This window comes from Photobacterium sp. ABD4_091 (assembly GCF_056160145.1).
Genome location: NZ_JBSWWQ010000001.1, coordinates 108,968 through 131,519 on the forward strand (window position 1 = coordinate 108,968; position 22,552 = coordinate 131,519).

Consider the following 22,552-nt stretch of genomic DNA (forward strand, 5'->3'; position numbering starts at 1 on the left):
AATATTTCGGGCAATTAGCAAAATGCGTTGCATATATTTATTTTTCGTCTCAGATCCAATACAGGTTTGCAGTTATAGAGCAAAATAATCCTGCTAGTTTTATTCCCTAGTGGCTTATGAACTTGGCTACAAACCTATTCTAATTTTCAAAGGATCTGTATTTATGTTGTTACGATCTCTCAGCACAGCGGCAGGCATCATCACCATGTTTACCCTCACACCCTTTGCACTTGCCAATAGCCCGGTTGAAGACCCCCTCACAGAACTCAATACCGGCTTTTGGTGGAAGTCCGATGGCTGGAGTAATGGTTTCCCTTTCTATAGCCGTTGGGAAGGAGAAGCAATTAGCTACTCAGCAGATGGAATGGCAATCACTTTGAGCCATGCCCCCAACGGTAGCGATGATTTTGAGTTCCAATCTGGGGAGCTTAGAAGCCATGACTATTATGGCTATGGCTGCTACGAGGTAGAAATGAAGCCTATTGCAGAGCCTGGTGTCATTAGTTCGTTCTTTCTTTTTGCCGGTCCTTACGACAAGCCTGAAGATGGCAATGGGATGCACAATGAAATTGATGTGGAGTTCTTAGGCAATAACACCAATGTCATGCAAGTGAACTTCTGGACCAACGATGACCGCTATGCCCAAAGTCACGAACAGCTAATCTACTTAGATTTCGATGCCTCACAAGATTTCCATCGCTATGGGATTAAGTGGACCAAAGGGGCGATCAAGTGGTATATCGATGGCAAGTTGGTTTATAAGGTGAAAAACAGCAGCGACGATCCAATCCCCTCCGTAAACGACAGCCGCCTTCGGATCATGGCCAATGTCTGGGCAACCGATGAAAGGATCTCTAATTGGGCCGGTGAGTTCAGCAAAGATCCCGCAGTATCGGCCACCGCCGAGTACAGGAACTTTCGCTTTATACCTGGCCGAAAGTGCTCGCTGAGAAATTAGCCGCTGATATTAACCGTCATCAAGCGCGCTTAATCCTTACCACTTTCATCACCTCAAAGGTCAATCCAGCCACAACTTCTGTGGCTGGATAATACGTCAGGTTCACCTTTGCACCTGCCAATGATTGGTACTTTTTCTTGCGCTTGAATTTAAACGGCACATCGTAGCCTTCAAGCATCAAGGAGTGCATGATCCAGTCGCCCGCTTCCCGTTGGGTATGGGTAGCAACCTTTTTATCTTCTGAGTGGATCAATTCGTTATATTGATTGAGCAACTTATCTACATCAGATTTCATCATTAGCCTTTATCTGATTTATATCACTAGTGAGACAGACACTACCGGATTGGCTACTTATACTCAAATGGTCCTTAGGTCTTATATTGCAGTTCAAGAGATCATAGTGTGCATGCACTATCGATACATACAAAAACAGAGTGCATTGCACTCTGTTTTCTTTTATCTATAACTTACTTCTATCTATAAAAAGCTTTTGCTTTAGAAAGAAAGGAATACACCGGCGATTGTCGCACTCATTAGGTTTGCCAATGTCGCAGCAAAAATCGCTTTGAACCCCATGCGGGCAATATCAGGACGTCGGCTTGGTACGACACCACCCAGGCCACCCATCAACATGGCAATTGAAGTCAGGTTAGCGAAACCACACAGAGCAAAGGTGACAATAGCTTGGGAGTGGCTGCTCAGCTGCTCTTTAACCGCCATCAAATCAGCAAACGCAACAAACTCATTCACCGCAATCTTCTTACCGATCAAGCTAGCAGCAACAGTCGCTTCAGACCACGGCACACCGATCAGCCATGCCACTGGGGCAAACAAATAACCGAAAATTAGCTCAAGGCTCAGGTTATCGATACCTGTCCAGCCACCAACATGTGCCAGGCCGCCGTTAATCAGGGCGATCAAGCTAATAATCGCCAGCAGGCTAGCACCCACTGCCATCACAATCTGCAGTCCGCTCAGTGCGCCCTGCGTTGCCGCATCGATAATGTTCACTGGCTCATCGTCAGCATCATCATCAGCTGCGTTGTCATCATTGATAGCTTCGGTCTGAGGAACAAGGATTTTCGCCATCATCAAACCGGCAGGGGCCGACATAAAGCTAGCAGCGATCAAGTAACTGATATCAACACCAAGGCCAGCGTAGCCAACCAGCGTACCACCCGCAACAGAAGCCAGGCCACCCACCATCACGGCAAACAGCTCAGAGCGGCTCATTTTGGCTAGGTAAGGACGGACAACCAGCGGCGCTTCTACTGATCCAACAAAAATATTCGCCGTCGCCGACATCGACTCAGTACGGCTAGTACCCAGCATGCGCTGAAGCAAACCACCAATACTACGGATAATGAAGCCCATCACGCCCAAGTAGTACAGCACAGAGATCAATGCCGAGAAGAAAACAATCGTCGGTAGGACATTGACCGCGAAGATGAAGCCAAGTTTGAACTGAGCCAGTTCGCCAAATAGGAACTCAGTGCCCACACGGCCGTAGTCGATGATTCCAGAAACCGCCGCTGAAACAGAGTTAAGGATCTCACGGCCTACAGGCACGTATAAGATAAAGCCTGCAAAAACCAGCTGAATGGCAAAGGCGCCACCCACAGTACGCCAGTTAATTTCACGACGATTTTCAGAAAATAGAACTGCAACCGCAAAAAGCGTAATGACGCCTAGTGCACTGACCAGATAGCTCATGGTCAAACTCCACAAATTTGTTAGTAAACGATTGCGGAGGCATTCTATGCAGAATTAAAACTGTGACAAGGATCAACTTGTTACACACATTTACACTTTCGCCACATCCAGCTTGGGATCTGGCTATTTGTAAGCCAAATAATGCCTATACACCATGATTGGTGCAAATAAGGGATACTATTGTCACCCTGGATGACAATAATCACCGCTATTACCAAATGTTTTACGCGAAAACGATTCCGTCATTAGCCTAAGTTGGCGATTAAAGCACCTTGTCCCAATACACTGGCTCGCCGATTTGCGTGCGAATAAAGCTCAAAAAAGCTTGCACCTTTTTCGGAAGATACTGATAACGGGGGTAGACGGCATACAGAGGCATGTGTTGCGATAAACCCCAATCAGGCATTAAGCGCACTAGCCGGCCTTCTTGGAACTCTTTATCGAGCAAATAAGTCGCCAAATAACCGACCCCGTGGCCAGCAAGGGTCGCGTCCAGGATGGCATCAGCAGAATCGACCCGGTAATTGCCTGAGACTTTAACGTTTTGCTGCTCGCCATCCTTTTCGAAGCGCCAGACATTATCTTTACGCTCACGGCTGTAATAAGTAATGCAGTTATGCGTATCGAGATCGCCTGGCTGGTAAGGTACGCCCCGGCGGGCAAGGTAGTCAGGGCTTGCAGCTAGCACAAAGTGGCAATCAGCCAAATGCCGAGCGACAAATCCTTCAGGCGGTGAGTCTGTCATACCTATCCAGAGATCCAATTGCTCGGCAATCAGGTCGACCTTGTGATCAAACAGACTCATCTCAACATCCAACTGGGGGAATTGTTGGTGGAAAGCGGCCAAGTACGGTGCGATATGGTGGCGGGCAAATGACTGTGCGCTGCCAACCCGCAAGATTCCCTGCATGCTATCGGTGCTTTGGATCAACTCGCTTTCTGCTTCATTTATTTCAGCGACGATGTTAGCGCAATGCACGGCAAACCGCTCTCCGGCCTCGGTAAGTGAAAAGGATCGGGTTGTTCGCTGTACTAACTGCACCCCTAGCCTTTGCTCCAGTTGCTGTACCTGCTTACTGACTTGGGTTCGTGAAATATCAAGCAGCTGAGCGGCTTTGGTAAAACTACGCTGGTGAGTCAATGCATTGAACACCACCATCTGTTGGGCTTTTTTTATCATTCTTCGGGTAATCACAAACACTCTATAGAAGGTAATAGTAACAGAGGCCGCTTCAAGCATTTATCTTCTGATGGCTTTTTAAACAGTTAACAGCCATTTCTTTCTCGCTCAGTCATGATGATTGTCATAAAAGTATGGGCCTCGACGAAATGAACGGTCAAAAATGCCTTAGATCCCGACAAGCAACGCCTATTTTTGGAAAAAAATACAAAAAAATTTTTTATCGATAGAAGCTGCAAGTTTTGTCATAGGTTGCAAGGCACTGAAATACAACTGTCATAATCGAACATTTCGACACAGGACTTGGCACCAACAACACCCAGCAGAACAAACCACCATAAACCACGGAAGATCAGAACTTAAACCCACAAAAATATAATAATCCATGACTTGCAACGTAAATCTCACTACTGAGAAAAAACCACATATACAACTGGAGTCATTTCACAGAAACGCTAATCATACTCGTAAGCTATATGAATGATTCTTTGGGGAATTGTTTTGTTCTAGTAAAATATGCACTTGCCAGAACTGGAATGAAGATCAAACTGGACACTTATTAAACATTTATGAAGAGCGTCATAGAGTGTTCAAACTACTGAAACATTACTGTCATACTTCTTCCCTAATCTTTGCCTCGTTCATTCAAAACCTATTGGCAATACGGCCAGCTTTTTAAGGATTAGGAAAATGAAAACAAAGGTTATCGGCGCACTAGCCCTAGCAGGTTCAATGGTATTTAACCCAGCAATCGCAACTGAAACTGTTTCTGTTGTAGGTTCGAACTCTGTTACACCTATCATGGAAGTTCTAGGTGAGACCTACGCACAATCTAACGATGTAACTATCGAAGTTCAGGGCCCAGGTTCATCTGCTGGTGTTCGTGCTGCTCACGATGGTTCATCTGACCTAGGTATGAGCTCTCGCGATCTTAAAGATTCAGAAAAAGCTGACAACATCAAAGAAGTTGTTATCGCTCGTGACGGTATCGCGGTTGTTGCTCACACTAGCAACCCAGTAGCAGATCTATCTAAAGAAGAAGTAACAAAAATCTACAAAGGCGAAATCACTAACTGGAAAGAAGTTGGTGGTGAAGACAAGCCAATCGTAGTTGCTACTCGTGACACAGCTTCTGGTACTCGTGGTGCTTTCGAAGACATCATGGATCTTAAAATGAAAGTAAATGGCCAATCTGTTTCGGCTATCTCTCAGCGTGCACAAGTTGCAAGCGGTAACGGCCAGCTAAAAACTATCGTAGCTAACAACCCATTTGCTATCGGCTATATCTCTCTAGGTTCTGTTGACGGCTCTGTTAAGCCACTATCAATCGACAACCACGAACCATCAGTAGAAGCAATCCAAGCTGGTGAGTACGGTGTGCAGCGTCCATTCCTTGTTCTTTACAAAGAAGGTCGCCCATCTGCAGCAGCTCTAGACTTCCTTAAGTGGATTAAGAGTGCTGAAGGCCAGAAGATTGTTGCTGACAAAGGCTACATCGCAGTTAACTAAGTAAACGCTTAATTTACCGGTCATCATCAGATGATGGTGACCGGTTTTTGTTGATTCCTCGGTATTCGGATAAACCTTGTTTAGCCAATATCTGGAGTAAAAATATGACCATCGCAAACAACATTGAAAGTTCAGCTAAAGGCTCTTCGCTGAAAGCCAAAGATAAAGTCGACTGGCGCGAACTGTTTTTTAAATATCTATTTTTATCGAGTGCTGCACTTGGCATTCTCTCGCTAATCTTAATTGGCTACTTTATTTTCCGTGAAGGCTACGATGCCTTTGCTGAAGCTGGTGTTGGCCCTATCGTATTCGGTACCAACTGGCTTCCACCTGCGCTTTACGGTATCGCTCCGATGATCGTGGCCTCTGTAGTATCTACTGCAGGTGCGGTTGTTCTGGGTGTGCCAATTGGCGTACTAACTGCAATTTTCATTGCCGAGGTAGCTCCTAAGCGCCTTGCCAATACAATTCGTCCGATGATTGAACTACTTGCTGGTATCCCGTCTGTTGTATACGGTTTCTTCGGCTTGGTTATCATCGTACCGCTGATTCAAGATGTATTCTCTGTACCTGCGGGTAACACCATCTTGGCTGGTGTTATCGTTCTTGCGGTGATGATTCTGCCAACGGTTATCACAGTATCTGAAACATCAATCCGCGCTGTACCCCGTACTTACAAAGAAGGTTCGTACGCACTAGGTGCATCGCAAATGTTCACTATCTTTAAGCTGCTAGTACCTGCTGCCCGCTCAGGCATCATGACCGGCGTTATCCTGGGTGTCGCTCGTGCACTGGGTGAAACCATGGCAATCATCATGGTTATGGGTAACTCTCCGGCAATGCCACAAGGTCTGTTGGACTCAGCCCGTACCCTAACGGCAAACATTGCGATTGAAATGTCATACGCAACTGGCTTGCACGCAAGCGCACTATACGCAACGGGTATCGTTCTTCTGGTCTTCATCATGGTACTAAACGGCGCGCTTCTTTATCTGAACCGTGAGCGTGCGAGGTAATCACTATGGCTCTTAAAGGTACAAATACACAAAAGCAGCAGATGAAAGATAAAATTTCTCTGGCGCTTATCTGGTCGGCAGCCTCTATCACTGTTGGCTTCCTAGTGTGGGTAGTTTGGTACATCCTAAGCAATGGCCTGTCTTACGTAGACTGGACATTCATCACCAGCGACTACACCACCATCGGTCAAGAGTCAGGTATCTGGCCAATGATCGTATCAACCCTATACATGGTTGCCGCTTCAATCGGTGTCGCTGCACCGCTAGGTATCATGACTGCTATCTACCTCACCGAATACGCGAAGGTAGGCAGCAAGCTAGTAAAAGTGATTCGTTTCTGTACTGAATCACTGGCCGGTATTCCGTCGATTATCTACGGTCTATTCGGTATGACATTCTTCGTTGTCGTAATGGGCTTTGGTTACTCTATCCTGTCAGGTGCCCTGACCCTGAGTATCCTGATTCTGCCAGTTATTATCCGTACAACTGAAGAAGCACTAATGGCTGTTCCTCAGACTTACCGTGAAGGTTCATACGGTCTGGGTGCATCTAAGATTTACACCATCTGGAGACTAATCCTACCGAGCGCTATGCCAGGTATTGTTACCTCCATCATCCTCAGTGTAGGTCGTGTTATCGGTGAATCAGCACCGGTCTTCATGACAGCAGGTATGGTTGCCCGTATCCCAGAGAGCATGTTCGACTCTGGCCGTACACTAACCGTTCACCTGTACAAACTAACGCAGGAGCTATACACAATTCACGAATGGAACCAGGCATACGCAACCGCCACCATTCTAATTATTGTTGTTCTTGTTATTAACTTGCTAACGAAGCTTATCGCTAGCCGATTCAATACTGCGACTTACTAATCTTTGAGGAAGAGAACCATGAATAAATTTAGCATTGAAAACCTAGACCTATACTACGGCGAAAACCAAGCGCTTAAGCAAATCAACCTGCCAATCCCTAACCGTCAGGTAACGGCGCTTATCGGTCCATCTGGCTGTGGTAAGTCAACCCTACTACGTTGCCTTAACCGTATGAACGACCTAATCGAAGGCGTGAAAATCGACGGCAAGCTAACTATGGATGGCGAAGATGTTTACGGCAATATCGACGTTGCTCAGCTTCGCATCAAAGTAGGTATGGTATTCCAGAAGCCAAACCCGTTCCCAATGAGCATCTACGAGAACATTGCTTACGGACTTCGTGCCCAGGGCGTTAAAGACAAGAAAGTCCTAGACGAAGTGGTTGAGCGCTCTCTACGTGGTGCGGCACTTTGGGATGAAGTTAAAGACCGTTTGAAATCACACGCATTCGGCCTATCGGGTGGTCAGCAGCAGCGTCTGTGTATCGCCCGTACTATCGCAATGGAGCCAGAAGTGATCCTGATGGACGAACCAACATCAGCACTTGACCCAATTGCGACTAAGAAAATTGAAGATTTGATGGAGACACTGAAGAAGGACTTCACCATCGTTATCGTTACCCACTCAATGCAGCAGGCTCGTCGTATCTCCGACCGTACCGCCTTCTTCCTGATGGGTGAACTGGTTGAGCACGATTCAACAAGCGTGCTATTCAGCCAGCCAGCTGATGACCGTACTCGCGGTTACGTCAACGGTGACTTTGGTTAATAACCTTTTAATCGCTTCCTCAAATCGTATGCAGTATTTTGACGAATAATAATAGCGATGGTAAATATTGCCCCCTCATGTAGGGGGCCTTTTTTTGCCTGGCTTACGCATAACAACTCCCGTCAAGTTGGTCTAAACTGTTGAGAATCATTTGGAGTACATGCTGCACCGCCCCATTAGTGTTTGGGGTATTTGATATTTAACGGCTTCTGGTTGGTAGGTCACAGCAGGATCTTGGTCATGAAACTTAATTTAGCAACGAAAGTAAACACTTACCTTATTTTACTCTTTGCTGCCGTAGGGTGTTTCGCCCAAGACGATGTCCGTTCCGAACGGGTACAGTTTAAAGCTGGCAGTAACAGTGCGACTATTGATTCTTCTATTACTGGCTATGAAACAGTCGATTACCTGTTAGGCGCACAGGAAGGCCAAACAATGAATGTCAGCCTTGCCACCCAACACACTGCGACCTACTTTAATATTCTCGCCCCTGGCGAAAATGAAACGGCCATGTTTAACGGCTCTATCAATGAAAATCAATTCGAAGGTACCCTGCCCTCTAGCGGCGACTATAAAATTAGAGTTTACATGATGCGCTCAGCTGCTCGCCGCAACGAAGTCGCACAATACCAGCTGGAAGTGATCATTGATGGCGAGGGAGCCAAGGACTGATTTTGCCCTTGCCCTTATAAACACAGGAATCTAATCGTTCAGCCTCCTCTGCCTTGGCGACCCTTCTTTGCTTCCAACATTTAAGCCACTTTTGCTCTAAAAGCTCTCTATGTTTATTGTTACGTAGCTATCTCCCGGAGTCTGTCGTCTATGCGCTGGCTAGTTGTCTTTACGCTTTTCTTCTCTCTACTATCCTTTGCCGAAGAGGCCGAGCAAGCCCCCGAGCCAAAACCCGATGAGTTTGCCAAGATAGAGCAAATGGAAGCCGAGATGGGCGAACTCTACAAGGAGTCATTGGACAAAACCGGCACAGCCAAAAGCATCATTGATATGCAGATGCTGAAGAAAAATGAGGATATCCGCGCCGAGTTACAAAAGCTGATCAAAAGCCGGACAGAGGAAAACACACCGAGGGTCATCGATTTTGTTAATGACCAAATAGAATATCTCACCCTCGCTATAGATTTCCTTGCCGAACAAGTCACCAAGTTGCAGAGTGATCTTGATGGTGCCGACCAGGAACAAAAGCTGATCATCCAAAAAACCCTGCATGAAACGACCGCTTTTTATCACACTATCTTGGGTGAACAGTGGGTCAATTTTGGTTGGCTGGAGTTGCTGGGCAAACCGGATGAAGAAAGCAAAGAGGCTCTGATAAAAGAAATTGATCAACGCTTAGACTTCCTGTCAGCCAAGCTATCTTTTGATAACCAACAAGAAAGTATGCTGGCGGGTCAGTTGAAGTCAGCGACCGAAGAAGAGAAAGCCTCATTACAGCTACAATACATTCTCGCCCAGCGACAAGTCGTCGGCGATATCGAAGGGTTGCAGTTTATTGTCGACCTTGCCAGCAAGATTGGTATAGACACGACAGACTACACCAAGCAGCTGTTTGTTGTGTCCGGTAACCTAACCAATGAGCTCCTTGATATTAAAGTCCTTTGGTCATTACTCTCTGACGGGTTAAAAGACTTCCGGGACTATTTAGCGCAAAATACCCCTGCCGCTTTGTTCAAGCTTTTTATCTTTCTGGTCATCATCTTTATTTTCAAGATTTTCAAAAATATCACCCGGCGGATTGTTACCCGCGCAGTCTCCTCGCCGACGCTGCGTATGTCGCAGCTGATGAAAGACTTCTTCATCTCTATCAGTGGCAACACTGTATTGTGTATCGGTATTTTGATTGCCCTGTCGCAGATAGGCTTGAACCTTGCCCCGGTTCTGACCGGTTTCGGTGTCGCGGGTGTAATTATCGGCTTCGCCCTGCAGGACACCTTGTCTAACTTTGCATCCGGTATGATGCTGCTTATCTACCGCCCGTTCGATGTCGATGACTTTGTCGAAGCCGGCGGGACATCGGGAAAAGTTAGCCATATGAGCTTAGTCAGCACCACTATCAAGACTTTTGATAACCAGATCCTCATCGTGCCCAACAGCAAAATTTGGGGCGATACCATCAAGAATATCACCCATGAAAGGGTTCGCCGGGTCGATATGGTATTTGGCATCGGCTATGGTGACGATGTAGAGAAAACAGAAAAAGTACTGGAAGCCATCCTAGCCGATCACCCTATGGTACTTCGCTCTCCGGAGCCAACCATCAAATTGCATGTCCTCAACTCCTCCTCGGTCGATTTCATCGTTCGCCCCTGGGTCAAAACCGAAGACTACTGGGATGTCTACTGGGACGTCACCCGGGAGGTGAAAATGCGCTTTGACAGGGAAGGCATCTCTATCCCATTCCCACAACAAGATGTTCATCTCCATATGATAAAAAAGGATGAAGATTAAAATGACGCAGGCTTAACATTTTTTCTTTTTTCCTCGTATAAACTACTATCTTGTTTAGTGTTTGTGTTTTCTCACCAGATGAAAACATAACCAAACCTGAATATAGTTTAGGTTTAGTGTGAATTTTTATATTCCCTCACACCAAAATCTGATATATATTGTAAAACAAGATAAAAAACAACGTACAATTAATTCTCTAGCTTATGTATTCAGGGGAATAATACTTGGCTAGGCAGTTATCAAGACTTCTGGGAATTTATAATGATGAAGAAACGTTTTCTTGCAGCTTTGGCCGTACCAGTCATTCTAGCCGCTTGTGCATCAAACACTGATAGCGAGATGACTACCGCTATGATTAAAGATACCGATCTTGCCACTCACAACTGGGTACTTCACAAGGTTGACGGTAGCGCACTTGAGCTTGCAGAACCTTTCAAAGCCCCTAACCTTCAGCTTTCTTCTGATCTTGCGGCAAACGGCCATGCGGGCTGTAACCGTTACTTCGGTCAGGCTGAGCTTAATGAAGGTAAGCTACGCATCGAAAAAATGGGAATGACCATGATGGCATGCCCAGAGCCAGCGATGGAGCTTGAGCGCGTAATGAGCGCTACCCTAATGGACTGGAGTGCAGCCACTGTAGCCGGCAACCAGCTAACACTAACCGGTGCTGAGCATACGCTGACTTTCACTCGTACCGAAGCGGAATAAGCACCTGATCGACTCACTCAATACTCCTGCTTTTTGCAGGAGTATTATTTTATAAACCATTCTGAATAAACTAACTACTTTTAGATAACTCGGGTATATACCCAAGTTACCTCAAGGTGCAGGATTCAGAGGGTTGTCAGCGCATTCAATGCAAGGCGAAGGTTTGCAGGAATGGCATTCCCTTTCAAAAAGCTTCAACGAAGGAGTGAATGGGCTGACCCCCTCCCGAAGGGCGAGTTTTCTAAGCTTCTATACCGCGTTATTGTTTCTTGATTTAGAGCCACTAGATCTTCAAAACAATGCCTTTTCTATAAGCTTAGAAATTCTCGCTGAACCTGCATCTTGAAGTAGCTTGGGTATATGTCAAAACGATTAATTCACAAAACTTTAATTTCTTGTCAGACATACATACTCAAACTTCATACCTTCCTTATTCAATTGATTAATCCACAAACCATTTCAATAAGTTACCTATAACTGATGCCACTATCAAAAACTATATAATATGTTATCAATTAAGCTTTACTGATAAGTTATTAACTTAAAGTTTTGTAAATCATGCCTATAGCGAATTTTTATCATCTAAGATAATAACTGTGACACGTTACACGTTTTCACTCTTGCTAAGGTAGGCTGCCATGAAAAATATCGCATTAATTATTGCTGGATTATTTCTTGCCAATTCGGCTGTTGCTTATGAGCTACAAGGTCGTAATGACAATAGTGAAGTGTCAAAACAGCATGTTGAATATAAACCGTCCAATTATGTTCCAAGCAGCGAACAACTTCAGGGCCAAAACGACAGAACGCATTTCCCCGAGCTAAAGACCAAATATAGCAAGTCGGATTACAAGCCGAGTTTTGATGACATTAAAGGTCGTTCATAAGGCGACAAAGCCCCGGAGCTTCATCCGGGGCTTTCCATTCCATAACTTGTCCAACCAACAATTGACGCTACACCACTTTCGATTGGTACTGTTCGCGTAACACAATCGCCGCTTCAACCAAATTGGTTAATGCTGCCTCTGTTTCTTCCCAGCTACGCGTTTTAAGCCCACAGTCAGGGTTCACCCATAAACGTTCTGCCGGGATCTGTGCTTCAGCCTTTTCTACCAATTCCACTATCTGCTCGACCGTTGGTATATTCGGCGAGTGGATATCATACACACCAGGGCCAATCTCATTCGGGTAGTCAAATTCTTCAAAGGCTTTTAGCAACTCCATGTCAGAGCGTGAGGTTTCGATAGTGATCACATCAGCATCCAGTGCGGCAACAGATTCAATCATGTCGTTGAACTCGCTGTAGCACATGTGGGTATGGATCTGCGTTTGCGGCTCGGCACTTGAGGCAGAAATCCTAAAGGCTTTAACGGCCCAATCAAGGTACGCTTGCCATTGGCTGGTTTTGAGTGGCATTCCTTCACGGATCGCAGGCTCATCAATCTGGATGATTTTGATGCCTTTGTCTTGCAGATCCGCTACTTCATCTCGCAAAGCCAGTGCTATCTGATTGGCAATGTCTTCGCGGCTCAGATCTTCACGAGGGAAGGTCCATCCTAGGATTGTCACCGGGCCAGTAAGCATACCTTTAACGGGTTTATCCGTTAACGACTGGGCATATTGCGCCCAAGAGACTGTCATCGGCTCAGCACGATAAATATCGGACACAATAACTGCTGGCTTTACGCATCGCGAACCGTAACTTTGCACCCAACCAAAGCGAGTAGCGGCGAAACCCTCGAGCAACTCAGCAAAGTATTCCACCATGTCATTACGCTCTGCCTCGCCATGGACGAGCACATCAAGGCCAAGCTTGTTTTGTCGATCAATCGCATCGGCAATATGGCCTTGCATCGCAGTGACATAGTCTTGCTCATTCAACCGGCCCGCTTTGAAGTCTCTACGCTGACTGCGAATTTCATTGGTTTGCGGGAAAGAGCCTATGGTTGTTGTCGGCAGCAGCGGTAGCCCTAATGACTGACGCTGAACACGGGCTCGTTCCTGATATGGTAGTTTTCTCTCAGCCAAAGCATCGGAAATGGCACCAGTACGCTGGCGTACCTTGGCATTGTTCACTGCAGAGCTAGTAGCACGTGCCCTGATCGGTGCACTGTACCGTGCACATTCATCAATCGCGATCTCATTGCCATCAACCGCCTGCGCCAACAAAGTCAGCTCGCGGCATTTTTGCTTGGCGAAAGCTAACCATTGCCTAACATCAGGAGAAAGATCGGTTTCCAAGTCCAGATCCATTGGGCTGTGAAGCAGCGAACATGATGAAGCCAGCCATAGCCGCTCCCCAAGCTGTGCTTTGACAGGCTTTAGTTGATCCAACAAAGCACTTAAATCTGCACGCCATACATTACGACCGTTAACAACACCTGCGGACAGTACCCAGTGCTCAGGCAATCGCTCTACCACTTCATACAACTGTTCTGGTGCCGCTGAAACATCCACATGGATGCCGTCAACCTTAAGCCCTGTGATCGCATCAAGCTGATGGGTTACCGTGTCGAAATATGTCGTCAGTAGGATTTTCGGCGAGCCGTGAAGAACCTGATAGGCAATCTTGAACGAATCAATCCACTCTTTTGGCAGCTCCAGCGTCAAAACCGGTTCATCAACCTGTACCCACTCAACACCGAGCTTTGCCAGCTTATTCAAGATTTGCTGGTATGCTGCCAGCAGCCTTGGCAACAACGAAAGCCTGTTAAAGCCTGGCTCTTTTTCTTTGCCGAGCCATAGGTAAGACACGGGCCCTAGCAGTACAGGCTTCACACTATGACCCGCTTGCTTGGCCTCAGCAATTTCTTCGAACAACTGCGGCCAGCTTACGTTGAATTCATCATCGGCGCTAAATTCAGGCACAATGTAGTGGTAGTTGGTATTAAACCACTTGGTCATATCTGATGCTGCGCACGCGCAGCCTGTCGGCGCCTTGCCCCTTGCAACACGGAACAAGGTATCTAGGTCAGGGAAACCGCTGCGGTGGCGCTTTGGCAAGTGGCCCAATAACATACTGGTACCCAGCACTTGGTCGTACCAAGCAAAGTCACCAACAGCGACAACATCTAACCCGGCTCCTGATTGCTCGCCCCAGTGGCGGTGGCGCAGCAAGCTACCCACTTCTTTCAGTTCAGCTTGGGATATTTCCCCGCGCCAATATTTTTCCTGTGCAAACTTCAGCTCGCGCTGGCTGCCAATTCGAGGGTATCCCAAAATATGTGTTTTTGTTTTTAAAGTCATTGCTGCTCCGTCCATGCAATCTTAGTCGTTGTTGGATTTACAATGGCCTACACGTTAACTATGAGCAATTTCTAATCATTAATGTTTACCTTGAATAAAATTCATATGAGCCCGCTTGCGCAGTCTTTTTGTTAATAGCCGTCTAGATGTTTACACCGCTATGTTTTACCGTTACATTAAAAAGCGTTGCACGGATGAACGCATGGCGAAAGTGAGAGGAAACGATTTGATTGAAATTAAGCACTTAAAAACACTGACGGTGTTAAGAGATACCGGATCGTTAACCGCGACAGCCACGACGCTGTGCTTAACCCAGTCAGCGTTGTCACACCAGCTGAAAGATTTGGAGCAGCGATTAGGCAGCCAACTTTTTCTGCGCAAGACCCGCCCAGTAAAATTCACTGCAGAGGGCGAAATTTTACTGCGGCTAGCCGATGATTTGTTTCCTCGCCTAGCCCAGGCAGAACATGAACTGGCAAGCCTCAAAGAAGATACTAACGGACGCCTCCATATGGCGATTGAGTGCCATTCTTGCTTCCAGTGGCTAATGCCGGCACTCAAGGCTTACCAAAGCCACTGGCCAAATGTCACCTTGGATTTTTCATCTGGTTTTGGGTTCGAGCCTTTGCCAGCCCTCAGTGCGGGCGAGCTCGACCTGGTCATTACGTCGGACATCCAAACCCGCAGTGAAATCCACTTTGAGCCATTGTTTGATTTCGAAATGCGCCTGATTGTTTCGCCTCAGTCAGCACTGGCTGCGAAAGAGGTGATAACGCCGGAAGATTTGGCCCATGAAACGATGCTGAGTTATCCGGTGCAGCGAACCCGGCTAGATGTAGTGAAGCACTTTATGCAACCGGCCGGTGTAGAACCCGCCAACTGGAAACAAGCAGATAATACCCTAATGCTGATCCAAATGGTGTCTGCCGGTTTAGGCGTTGCGGCACTGCCTAACTGGGCAGTGTTTGACTTTGCCCGGCAAGGCCTTGTTATCAGCAAACCTTTGGGCGACGGCCTATGGCGGCGCTTGTTCGCCGCGATCAGGGCACAAGAAAGGGAACGCCATTATCTGGCTGCTTTTTTTGCAACAGCAAAGCAGCAATGTCAAACACATCTGGAAGGAATAAAGGCTGCATAATATGGCTTTAGATGCCAACGCAGCCTCTTGCTAATAGTGAGTAGGTTTACTTGAATTGATTGTTGATTGGGTCGTAATGGTAGCCCAAATCTTCCATTTTTTGGTTTAACTCATTGAAGTCCAGCTCATAGCGGCTGACCAACTCCTCGACCGTCGAACACTCAAGGCGTAATCGTTCATTCACGATACCGAGAACGATGTTGCCATCCATGTTCAAAAGATTATTAATCTCCATACTGCCTGCCCCTCGGTAAGTATTCACTCATGAGTAAGCATAGACAGAATGAGGCGGAAAGAAAAAGCGCCGCCTCACATTTCCCCAATCTAGCCAGCGTTCAACCGGCTAAAAAACTACATCAGTGCAATTTGCATATTCGCAGAAAGCACCAAGATGCCCGCTGCTGCCACCAGCTGCCAGCGGTTAACGGTTTTACCCGTCAATAGGTGCATCGACCACACCAGCAACCCAGCCACCAGCAGGACAAGTGCCGCGACCACATTGGTCGTTAGTGCTGCCAACTGAGCCTCATCAAATTGAGAGGAAAGCCAAAGCAGACAAAGTACGCTCACCATTGCGCTGATAAAGCCAGCAAAAGGCAGCAAACGGTGGAAAGCCTGCAATCGCGTTCTCGCTTGGGTCAGCATGATATGGGCAATCAGAGATCCGAACAGAACCACACTGGCTAAGCTCAGTACTGCAGCCGGAAATGACAGCGTTGGCAGTATGGAAAACCAGACAAAAAATGCCAACACGTTTGCTGCATAGAAAATATTGAGCGGGCCGGCATCACGGGTTTTGCCTGTTTTGACTTTAAGGGTGAAGTAACCCAAGGCCAGCAAAGGGAGGAATGCATAAGGCTGGGCAAAGGCCACAACCAGCCAACCAACCAGCAATGCCGGCAGGGTCTTGTGTACCCTTCCACGTTGACCTGGACAAATCTCTCCTTTGGTAAGAACCAAAGTCAATATCAACTGGGCACCCAACAAAGCAGGGATCAGAAAAATTAAAGCAGCATTCATGGGACTATTTTGAAATGGCGAAAATAAGTGCGTGGATAATAACAATTACCCGGTTTGATACCAACAATGAAAAAGCCATAAATTGCACAGGGATTAGTTTTATCCAGCTCACAATGTTAACAAAATTATACAAACTAGAGATTTTTTTGAACCAATATCACTGAATGTCAAATGCCGACATGGAATAATAGCACTTTAAGGCAACCAACGATCAGTAGTGTTTTGGATCAGTGATTAACCAGAATTAGCAAGGGCATACGCTATTATGAACTCTTCACTGCACTCATTGCTCCAATCACTTAAGCTGTACATTCCTGATCTATGGAGCGCTAAAGCACATTCCACCAGCTTTAAAAATACCCGTAGTGGCTACCTTCGAAGTCGAATCACCATGCTATCTTCTGTTTGGGGATGTTTAGTGATCTTATGGCTGCCCTTCGATCTGTATTTCCTTGAACAACCCACTCACCTGTATATTTCCGGCTCACGCTTGCTATTAGGCAGCTTCTTGCTCACTGTTGCATGGATGAACCACCACCACTCGACACTCAAGCGCGCCCAGTGGTATATGGGCTTGATGGTGGTCGGTATTAACCTCTTTTATCTTTACACTGCCTGGTTGCTGGATTTCCCTACCGTCTATAGCGGGTTCGTCTATGGTTACACCCTGCTACCGATTATCCATGTGGCTATTTTGACTATCCTCCCTGTCACTTTAAAGGAAAGCCTGTGTATGCTGTCGGTGACGGCAGTCACTCAACTATTGGTTGACTACCTTTCTGGCCATTTATTCAGCCCAGAAAATATTGCCAGCTATTGGCTGCAAAATGTGCTGGCGCTGATGGTGATATGGTCCCAGCTGTCTAAGTTACATATGCTGATGCGCCTTTACCGCCAAGCCACCCTTGATCCACTCACCGGCATTTACAACCGCCGGATGCTGTTGCAACTGGCAGATAAGCAGCTGGCAACCTGCACCCAAAAGGGACAACCTTTTTCCATCATGTTGTTTGATATTGACCGTTTTAAGCGGATCAACGACACCTGGGGCCACGGCGTTGGCGATAAAGTATTGAAAGATTTTGCTAACTTCATGCAGCAGCATATCCGTAAAAGCGACTTGTTCGGCCGGTTCGGCGGCGAAGAGTTTATTCTTTTCCTACCTAACTGTACGTCTTGCGACGCTGAAATCATTGCTGAGCGGATGCTGTCGTCTATTCGCGCACTGGAAGTTGAAACCGGTATTAACCGCACAACTATCAGCTTTACCACCAGCATTGGCATTTCCAGCTATGGTGAAAATGACTCCCTTTCATCCTTAATCGAGCGTGCAGACAGGGCCTTGTACGACTGTAAAGACGCCGGCCGCGACTGCAGCCGCTTCCACCCTGTAGAAAATACCCCACTTCTCAGCGAAAGGCGCAAGGCCATCGCCTGATCCCACGCTCTCTTTTTGCGTTAATCATTTTCGTTTCACAATCTATCGGACTTCCTCGGTGTTTTCCGCCTTTCGAATGGCTAGAGCAAGCTAAAATTGTTTCTTTTTCAGTCAAACAATCAAATTTAAGCGCGATCGAATGCTCGAACGCTCATAAGTGTGTGACCGATCAAATAATACCCTTATAAAAAATGGCATATTATCCCGCATAAAGTTGAGGGAATTATCCATTTCCTGATCCACGAACCAAAACAATAAGCGAAAACGAACATGAATAGTTGGTTTGAAACAGATGTTGTGATTATTGGCGGCGGCGCTACCGGTACAGGTATTATGCGTGACTGTGCCTTGCGCGGGATCCCATGCATCCTGGTTGAGAAAGATGATCTTGCATCAGGGACAACGGGAAGAAACCATGGCCTGCTCCACTCCGGGGCGAGATACGCCGTTACCGATCAGGAATCGGCTAAAGAGTGTATTCAGGAAAACCGCATTCTAAAAAAAATTGCCCGCCATTGTGTCGAAGACACAAAGGGGCTGTTCATTTCCCTGCCTGACGATGATCTCGATTTCCAAAAAACCTTTATTTCATCCTGCCAGGACGCCGATATCGATGTTGAACAGCTCTCGCCAAAAGATGCACTTCGCCTCGAGCCAAACTGTAACCCATCACTTATCGGCGCAGTGAAAGTACCTGACGGTACGTTGGATCCTTTCCGCTTGTCAGCATCCAATGTTCTCGATGCCGTTGAGCACGGTGCTCGCTTATTTAACCATACCCATGTCACTGGGTTGATCAGGGAAGGGGATACCGTACGCGGAGTCTACTGCCTGGATATGAAAACCGGCCAGGCATTTGAAATCCGCGCCAAGCAAGTGATCAATGCTGCTGGTATCTGGGGCCAGCAAATCTGTGAATATGGCGATCTGTCTATCAAGATGTTCCCAGCAAAAGGATCACTGTTGATCCTTGATTACCGCATCAACAACCTAGTGATCAACCGCTGCCGCAAACCCTCCGATGCAGACATCCTTGTTCCTGGCGATACCATTTCGCTTATCGGTACCACTTCAGAACGGATCGATTACAGCAAGATTGACGATCTTCATGTCAGCAGCAAGGAAATTGATATCCTGCTCGAAGAAGGCACCAAGCTTGCCCCTATCATGGCAAACACCCGGGTACTGCGTGCCTATGCCGGTGTGAGGCCTTTGGTTGCGGTCGATGGTGACACCAGCGGCCGTAATATCAGCCGCGGGATCGTACTGCTTGATCACGCTGAGCGCGATGGCTTGGACGGTTTTATCACCATTACAGGCGGCAAGCTGATGACTTACCGCATGATGGCGGAATGGACCACCGATTTAGTGGCTAAGAAGCTAGGCAATACGGCACCGTGTATTACCCATGAAAAACCTTTGCCGGGTTCCGAGCAAGCCGAGCCGAAGAAACCGGCTACCGCCAGCCTTGCCAAACCGGTATACCAATCCGCATTCTATCGCCACGGCGAGCGAGCCGAAAAATTCCTTGGTAACGACAAAAAGAGCCAAGCGGTGATCTGTGAGTGTGAAATGGTAACGTGTGGCGAAGTGGAATATGCCATCAAAGATTTAGACGTTCACAACCTGGTCGACCTGCGCCGCCGAACCCGCATCGGTATGGGGCCTTGCCAGGGAGAGCTTTGCTCATACCGGGCTGCTGGCCTGTTCTCCGAATACGGTAAAACTTCCGGTAATGAAGCCAGCCATCTGCTCGAAGAGTTTCTTGAAGAGCGCTGGAAAGGCATCAAGCCCGTTTTTTGGGGGGATGCATTGCGCGAGGGCGAATTTACCTACTGGATCTATGAAGGGCTCTTTGGGGTCAGCGATCTACCTGAACAACAATCAACGCCTGCTGACGAGGTAACACAATGAAATTTGATAGCATCATCATCGGCGGCGGTGTCGCAGGCCTCAGTTGCGCTATCCGCTGCGCCGAAGCAGGCATGAAAACAGCAGTAATTGCTGCCGGCCAGAGCGCCCTGCACTTTTCTTCAGGCTCGGTGGATATACTGAGCCGCCAGCCTAATGGCGAAGCGGTTGAAGCCCCTTTCGCGGCCTTTGCGGAGCTGAAAGCCCAATGCCCGTCTCATCCCTATAGCATGCTGGGAGAGCTGCAATGCCGCGAAGCCATCAACTGGTACCAAGATATGATGGAACAGTGCGGTGTCTACCTCACCGCGCAAGCTGATGAAAAAAACCACTACCGTGTCACTCCGATGGGCACCTTCCGCTCGACATGGTTGTCGCAGCAAACTGTGCACCAGTTCCCGCAGCACCAGCTAGCCGAAGGGCTAGCCGACATTGCCTTGGTGACAGTTGATGGCTTTCGTGACTTCCAGCCGCAATTGGCTGCTGACAATCTGTCCAAGCTAGCAGCCTTCGAAGGGGTGAACATCAAAACGGCTGCGGTTGAGCTGCCTGATTTCGATAACATGCAGCGCAACCCGTGTGAATTCCGTTCAATCGATATTTCACGCGTGCTACGCGATGAAACCAAGCTGCACGCCTTTGCCAAGTCGATGATCCAGCAAGTCGGCAAAGCGGATCTTGTTATCCTGCCTGCTATCTTCGGCAATGGTGACGGTGCTGCCACAATCAAGCTGCTCGAAGGCTTGACCGGCTTCAAAATCTGCGAGCTGCCAACCATGCCGCCGTCACTGCTGGGTATTCGCTTAGAAGAGGCGATGAAGTCACACTACAAACGCTTGGGCGGCCTGCTGTTATCCGGAGACGAAGTGCTCAAGGGTGAGTTTAACAATGGTCGTTTAGAAAGAATCTTCACCCGCAACCATGAGGATATCCCACTCATCGCGGATAGCTACCTGCTGGCAAGCGGAAGCTTTTTCAGCAAGGGGCTGTCTGCACAGCGCCATGCGGTCAATGAGCCCATCTTTGGTCTGGATATGGCTGAAAGTACCCATCGTGATCACTGGTATCAGCCACAGTTTTTTGCGCGCCAAAGCCACCCTTTCATGAAGATGGGTGTTGAGTGCAACAGGCAATTCAACCCTGCTATCGACCAGCGGGCTATCAGCAACCTTTATTGTGCTGGCGCCATTTTGGCCCACTACGACCCGGTACAAGAAGGTTCCGGCTCTGGTGTCGCGATCTCGACCGGCTATTACGTTGCCCAACAAATGATCGCTGCCCACCAGCACCACCAAGAGCAGCAAACCGATACACAGCCAAAACAAGAAAGGACAATCGCATGAGCCTTCTTCAAAAAGATACTAGCTTCGACCAATGCATCAAATGTACGGTTTGTACCGTCTACTGCCCGGTCGCCAAAGCCAACCCGCAATACCCTGGCCCTAAGCAATGCGGCCCGGACGGAGAGCGCCTGCGGATCAAGAGCCCTGACTTTTACGATGAAACACTGAAGCTATGTACTAACTGCAAGCGCTGTGAAACGGCGTGCCCTTCTGGAGTAAAGATCGGCGACATGATTGCTGTTGCCCGTGATGAGCACGCCAAGCTGCCGATGAACATCAAAACCATCCGCGACTTTGTCTTGAGTCATACCGACTTGATGGGCTCGGCGGCGACACCGTTCGCCCCTATCGTCAACACTATCACCGGGTTGAAGCCAGTTAAGAAGATTATGCACAAAACCATTGGCGTGCATGATCACAAAAGCCTGCCCAAATACTCCCACGGGACATTCCGCCGCTGGTACAAGCAAAACTGTACCAGCCAAGCCTTGTACCCGAAACAAGTGCATTACTTCCATGGGTGCTATGTCAATTACAACCACCCGCAGCTGGGTAAAGATTTTGTCAGCGTGATGAACGCCATGAGCATTGGCGTCCAGCTGATGGATAAGGAGAAATGTTGTGGTGTGCCTTTGATTGCCAACGGCTTTTTCGACAAGGCGAAAAAGAACGCCAAACTCAATATCGACAATTTCTCAGCTGCCGTCGAAAAGCATGATGCGCCGATTCTTTCGACCTCATCAACCTGCTCTTTCACCCTGAAAGAAGAGTACCCGAACGTACTCAAGGTAGATAACAGCAAGGTCGCGAATAAAATTGAGTATGTCACCCGCTTCCTGCTCAAAGAATTCATGAACGGGCGAGCGCCGAAAATGAAGCCTATCAACAAGAAAGTGGTGTATCACACGCCGTGTCACCTCGAAAAGACCGGAGGTAGTTTATATACCATTGAACTGCTGAAGATGATCCCGGGGCTTGAGGTCGAAGTACTCGACAGCCAATGCTGTGGCCTAGCTGGCACCTATGGCTTCAAGACAGAAAACTACGACACCTCGATGGCCATAGGCAGTAACTTATTTGGCCAAATAAAAAGATCCAAAGCGGATTTCGCCATTACCGACTGCGAAACCTGTAAATGGCAGATCGAGGAAAATACAGATCTAGAAACCATCCACCCTGTATCACTGCTCGCGATGGCACTCGCGTAGAGCACAATGACCTAACCCTCATCCCGAAGTTTGCTTCAGTTCCCCACTAAAAGAGCAAAT

Annotated in this window: 20 protein-coding genes; 14 read left to right on the forward strand and 6 right to left on the reverse strand. The window is 47.6% G+C overall.

All coding sequences use genetic code 11. The features are described 5' to 3' along the window. Positions 1–163: 163 nt before the first annotated feature. A complete protein-coding gene (locus ACXAGQ_RS00400; RefSeq protein ID WP_475250836.1) occupies positions 164–958 on the forward strand; it encodes a family 16 glycosylhydrolase in 795 nt (264 codons plus the stop codon). Positions 959–977: 19 nt separating this feature from the next. On the opposite strand, the gene ACXAGQ_RS00405 is transcribed toward ACXAGQ_RS00400, so the two are convergent. The 3 genes from ACXAGQ_RS00405 to ACXAGQ_RS00415 all read right to left on the reverse strand — a co-directional run bounded on the left by ACXAGQ_RS00405 (position 978) and on the right by ACXAGQ_RS00415 (position 3,852). Next, on the reverse strand, positions 978–1,253 hold the full coding sequence (locus ACXAGQ_RS00405; protein ID WP_475254623.1) for a hypothetical protein: 276 nt from the start codon (positions 1,251–1,253) through the stop codon (positions 978–980). Positions 1,254–1,454: 201 nt separating this feature from the next. Next, positions 1,455–2,672: a NupC/NupG family nucleoside CNT transporter gene (locus ACXAGQ_RS00410; RefSeq protein WP_475250838.1), complete on the reverse strand. Its 1,218-nt coding sequence runs from the start codon at positions 2,670–2,672 to the stop codon at positions 1,455–1,457. Positions 2,673–2,934: 262 nt separating this feature from the next. Continuing rightward, positions 2,935–3,852: a LysR family transcriptional regulator gene (locus ACXAGQ_RS00415; protein ID WP_475254624.1), complete on the reverse strand. Its 918-nt coding sequence runs from the start codon at positions 3,850–3,852 to the stop codon at positions 2,935–2,937. Between the two features lie 690 nt (positions 3,853–4,542). On the opposite strand from ACXAGQ_RS00415, the gene ACXAGQ_RS00420 reads away from it, so the two are divergent. The 8 genes from ACXAGQ_RS00420 to ACXAGQ_RS00455 all read left to right on the forward strand — a co-directional run bounded on the left by ACXAGQ_RS00420 (position 4,543) and on the right by ACXAGQ_RS00455 (position 12,075). Then, positions 4,543–5,361 (forward strand): phosphate ABC transporter substrate-binding protein, encoded by an 819-nt coding sequence (locus ACXAGQ_RS00420; RefSeq protein ID WP_475250840.1) that lies wholly within the window; start codon positions 4,543–4,545, stop codon positions 5,359–5,361. 104 nt (positions 5,362–5,465) lie between these two features. After that, positions 5,466–6,377, forward strand: a complete 912-nt coding sequence (gene pstC / locus ACXAGQ_RS00425) for a phosphate ABC transporter permease subunit PstC (RefSeq protein ID WP_475250842.1) — start codon at positions 5,466–5,468, stop codon at positions 6,375–6,377. Positions 6,378–6,382: 5 nt separating this feature from the next. Next, on the forward strand, positions 6,383–7,249 hold the full coding sequence (gene pstA / locus ACXAGQ_RS00430; RefSeq protein ID WP_187462436.1) for a phosphate ABC transporter permease PstA: 867 nt from the start codon (positions 6,383–6,385) through the stop codon (positions 7,247–7,249). Between the two features lie 18 nt (positions 7,250–7,267). After that, the gene (gene pstB / locus ACXAGQ_RS00435; RefSeq protein WP_475250844.1) at positions 7,268–8,017 is read left to right on the forward strand and encodes a phosphate ABC transporter ATP-binding protein PstB; all 750 of its coding nucleotides are present in this window, start codon (positions 7,268–7,270) and stop codon (positions 8,015–8,017) included. Positions 8,018–8,257: 240 nt separating this feature from the next. After that, entirely contained in the window at positions 8,258–8,689 is a 432-nt protein-coding gene (locus ACXAGQ_RS00440) for a hypothetical protein (protein WP_475250846.1), read from the forward strand. A gap of 150 nt (positions 8,690–8,839) precedes the next feature. Then, positions 8,840–10,480 carry a mechanosensitive ion channel domain-containing protein gene (locus ACXAGQ_RS00445; protein ID WP_475250848.1) on the forward strand — a complete coding sequence of 547 codons (1,641 nt, stop codon included), beginning with the start codon at positions 8,840–8,842 and terminating at the stop codon, positions 10,478–10,480. A gap of 264 nt (positions 10,481–10,744) precedes the next feature. Continuing rightward, positions 10,745–11,188 (forward strand): META domain-containing protein, encoded by a 444-nt coding sequence (locus ACXAGQ_RS00450; RefSeq protein WP_475254625.1) that lies wholly within the window; start codon positions 10,745–10,747, stop codon positions 11,186–11,188. A 638-nt stretch (positions 11,189–11,826) separates the two neighbouring features. Then, positions 11,827–12,075 (forward strand): hypothetical protein, encoded by a 249-nt coding sequence (locus ACXAGQ_RS00455; RefSeq protein ID WP_475250850.1) that lies wholly within the window; start codon positions 11,827–11,829, stop codon positions 12,073–12,075. A gap of 67 nt (positions 12,076–12,142) precedes the next feature. Here ACXAGQ_RS00455 and metE read toward each other — a convergent pair whose 3' ends face one another. After that, positions 12,143–14,434 carry a 5-methyltetrahydropteroyltriglutamate--homocysteine S-methyltransferase gene (gene metE / locus ACXAGQ_RS00460; protein ID WP_475250852.1) on the reverse strand — a complete coding sequence of 764 codons (2,292 nt, stop codon included), beginning with the start codon at positions 14,432–14,434 and terminating at the stop codon, positions 12,143–12,145. 226 nt (positions 14,435–14,660) lie between these two features. Here metE and metR point away from each other — a divergent pair, with 226 nt between their 5' ends. Next, positions 14,661–15,572 carry an HTH-type transcriptional regulator MetR gene (metR, locus tag ACXAGQ_RS00465; RefSeq protein ID WP_475254627.1) on the forward strand — a complete coding sequence of 304 codons (912 nt, stop codon included), beginning with the start codon at positions 14,661–14,663 and terminating at the stop codon, positions 15,570–15,572. A 46-nt stretch (positions 15,573–15,618) separates the two neighbouring features. On the opposite strand, the gene ACXAGQ_RS00470 is transcribed toward metR, so the two are convergent. Further along, complete coding sequence (locus tag ACXAGQ_RS00470) at positions 15,619–15,807, reverse strand: DUF4250 domain-containing protein (RefSeq protein ID WP_044623045.1); 189 nt, start codon at positions 15,805–15,807, stop codon at positions 15,619–15,621. A 116-nt stretch (positions 15,808–15,923) separates the two neighbouring features. Beyond that, positions 15,924–16,592 carry a hypothetical protein gene (locus ACXAGQ_RS00475; RefSeq protein ID WP_475250854.1) on the reverse strand — a complete coding sequence of 223 codons (669 nt, stop codon included), beginning with the start codon at positions 16,590–16,592 and terminating at the stop codon, positions 15,924–15,926. Positions 16,593–16,857: 265 nt separating this feature from the next. On the opposite strand from ACXAGQ_RS00475, the gene ACXAGQ_RS00480 reads away from it, so the two are divergent. The 4 genes from ACXAGQ_RS00480 to glpC all read left to right on the forward strand — a co-directional run bounded on the left by ACXAGQ_RS00480 (position 16,858) and on the right by glpC (position 22,492). Beyond that, positions 16,858–18,030, forward strand: a complete 1,173-nt coding sequence (locus ACXAGQ_RS00480) for a GGDEF domain-containing protein (RefSeq protein ID WP_475250856.1) — start codon at positions 16,858–16,860, stop codon at positions 18,028–18,030. Between the two features lie 270 nt (positions 18,031–18,300). Continuing rightward, complete coding sequence (glpA, locus tag ACXAGQ_RS00485) at positions 18,301–19,944, forward strand: anaerobic glycerol-3-phosphate dehydrogenase subunit A (protein ID WP_475250858.1); 1,644 nt, start codon at positions 18,301–18,303, stop codon at positions 19,942–19,944. Further along, on the forward strand, positions 19,941–21,284 hold the full coding sequence (glpB, locus tag ACXAGQ_RS00490; RefSeq protein ID WP_475250860.1) for a glycerol-3-phosphate dehydrogenase subunit GlpB: 1,344 nt from the start codon (positions 19,941–19,943) through the stop codon (positions 21,282–21,284). Before glpA ends, glpB begins: the two co-directional genes overlap by 4 nt. Then, complete coding sequence (gene glpC, locus ACXAGQ_RS00495) at positions 21,281–22,492, forward strand: anaerobic glycerol-3-phosphate dehydrogenase subunit GlpC (RefSeq protein ID WP_475250862.1); 1,212 nt, start codon at positions 21,281–21,283, stop codon at positions 22,490–22,492. Before glpB ends, glpC begins: the two co-directional genes overlap by 4 nt. Positions 22,493–22,552 lie beyond the last annotated feature (60 nt).

Coding starts and splice junctions, on each gene's coding strand:
- ACXAGQ_RS00400 (WP_475250836.1), top strand. CDS start 164: ATGTTGTTACGATCTCTCAGCACAGCGGCAGGCATCATCACCATGTTT.
- ACXAGQ_RS00405 (WP_475254623.1), bottom strand. CDS start 1,253: ATGAAATCTGATGTAGATAAGTTGCTCAATCAATATAACGAATTGATC.
- ACXAGQ_RS00410 (WP_475250838.1), bottom strand. CDS start 2,672: ATGAGCTATCTGGTCAGTGCACTAGGCGTCATTACGCTTTTTGCGGTT.
- ACXAGQ_RS00415 (WP_475254624.1), bottom strand. CDS start 3,852: ATGATAAAAAAAGCCCAACAGATGGTGGTGTTCAATGCATTGACTCAC.
- ACXAGQ_RS00420 (WP_475250840.1), top strand. CDS start 4,543: ATGAAAACAAAGGTTATCGGCGCACTAGCCCTAGCAGGTTCAATGGTA.
- pstC (WP_475250842.1), top strand. CDS start 5,466: ATGACCATCGCAAACAACATTGAAAGTTCAGCTAAAGGCTCTTCGCTG.
- pstA (WP_187462436.1), top strand. CDS start 6,383: ATGGCTCTTAAAGGTACAAATACACAAAAGCAGCAGATGAAAGATAAA.
- pstB (WP_475250844.1), top strand. CDS start 7,268: ATGAATAAATTTAGCATTGAAAACCTAGACCTATACTACGGCGAAAAC.
- ACXAGQ_RS00440 (WP_475250846.1), top strand. CDS start 8,258: ATGAAACTTAATTTAGCAACGAAAGTAAACACTTACCTTATTTTACTC.
- ACXAGQ_RS00445 (WP_475250848.1), top strand. CDS start 8,840: ATGCGCTGGCTAGTTGTCTTTACGCTTTTCTTCTCTCTACTATCCTTT.
- ACXAGQ_RS00450 (WP_475254625.1), top strand. CDS start 10,745: ATGAAGAAACGTTTTCTTGCAGCTTTGGCCGTACCAGTCATTCTAGCC.
- ACXAGQ_RS00455 (WP_475250850.1), top strand. CDS start 11,827: ATGAAAAATATCGCATTAATTATTGCTGGATTATTTCTTGCCAATTCG.
- metE (WP_475250852.1), bottom strand. CDS start 14,434: ATGACTTTAAAAACAAAAACACATATTTTGGGATACCCTCGAATTGGC.
- ACXAGQ_RS00470 (WP_044623045.1), bottom strand. CDS start 15,807: ATGGAGATTAATAATCTTTTGAACATGGATGGCAACATCGTTCTCGGT.
- ACXAGQ_RS00475 (WP_475250854.1), bottom strand. CDS start 16,592: ATGAATGCTGCTTTAATTTTTCTGATCCCTGCTTTGTTGGGTGCCCAG.
- ACXAGQ_RS00480 (WP_475250856.1), top strand. CDS start 16,858: ATGAACTCTTCACTGCACTCATTGCTCCAATCACTTAAGCTGTACATT.
- glpA (WP_475250858.1), top strand. CDS start 18,301: ATGAATAGTTGGTTTGAAACAGATGTTGTGATTATTGGCGGCGGCGCT.
- glpB (WP_475250860.1), top strand. CDS start 19,941: ATGAAATTTGATAGCATCATCATCGGCGGCGGTGTCGCAGGCCTCAGT.
- glpC (WP_475250862.1), top strand. CDS start 21,281: ATGAGCCTTCTTCAAAAAGATACTAGCTTCGACCAATGCATCAAATGT.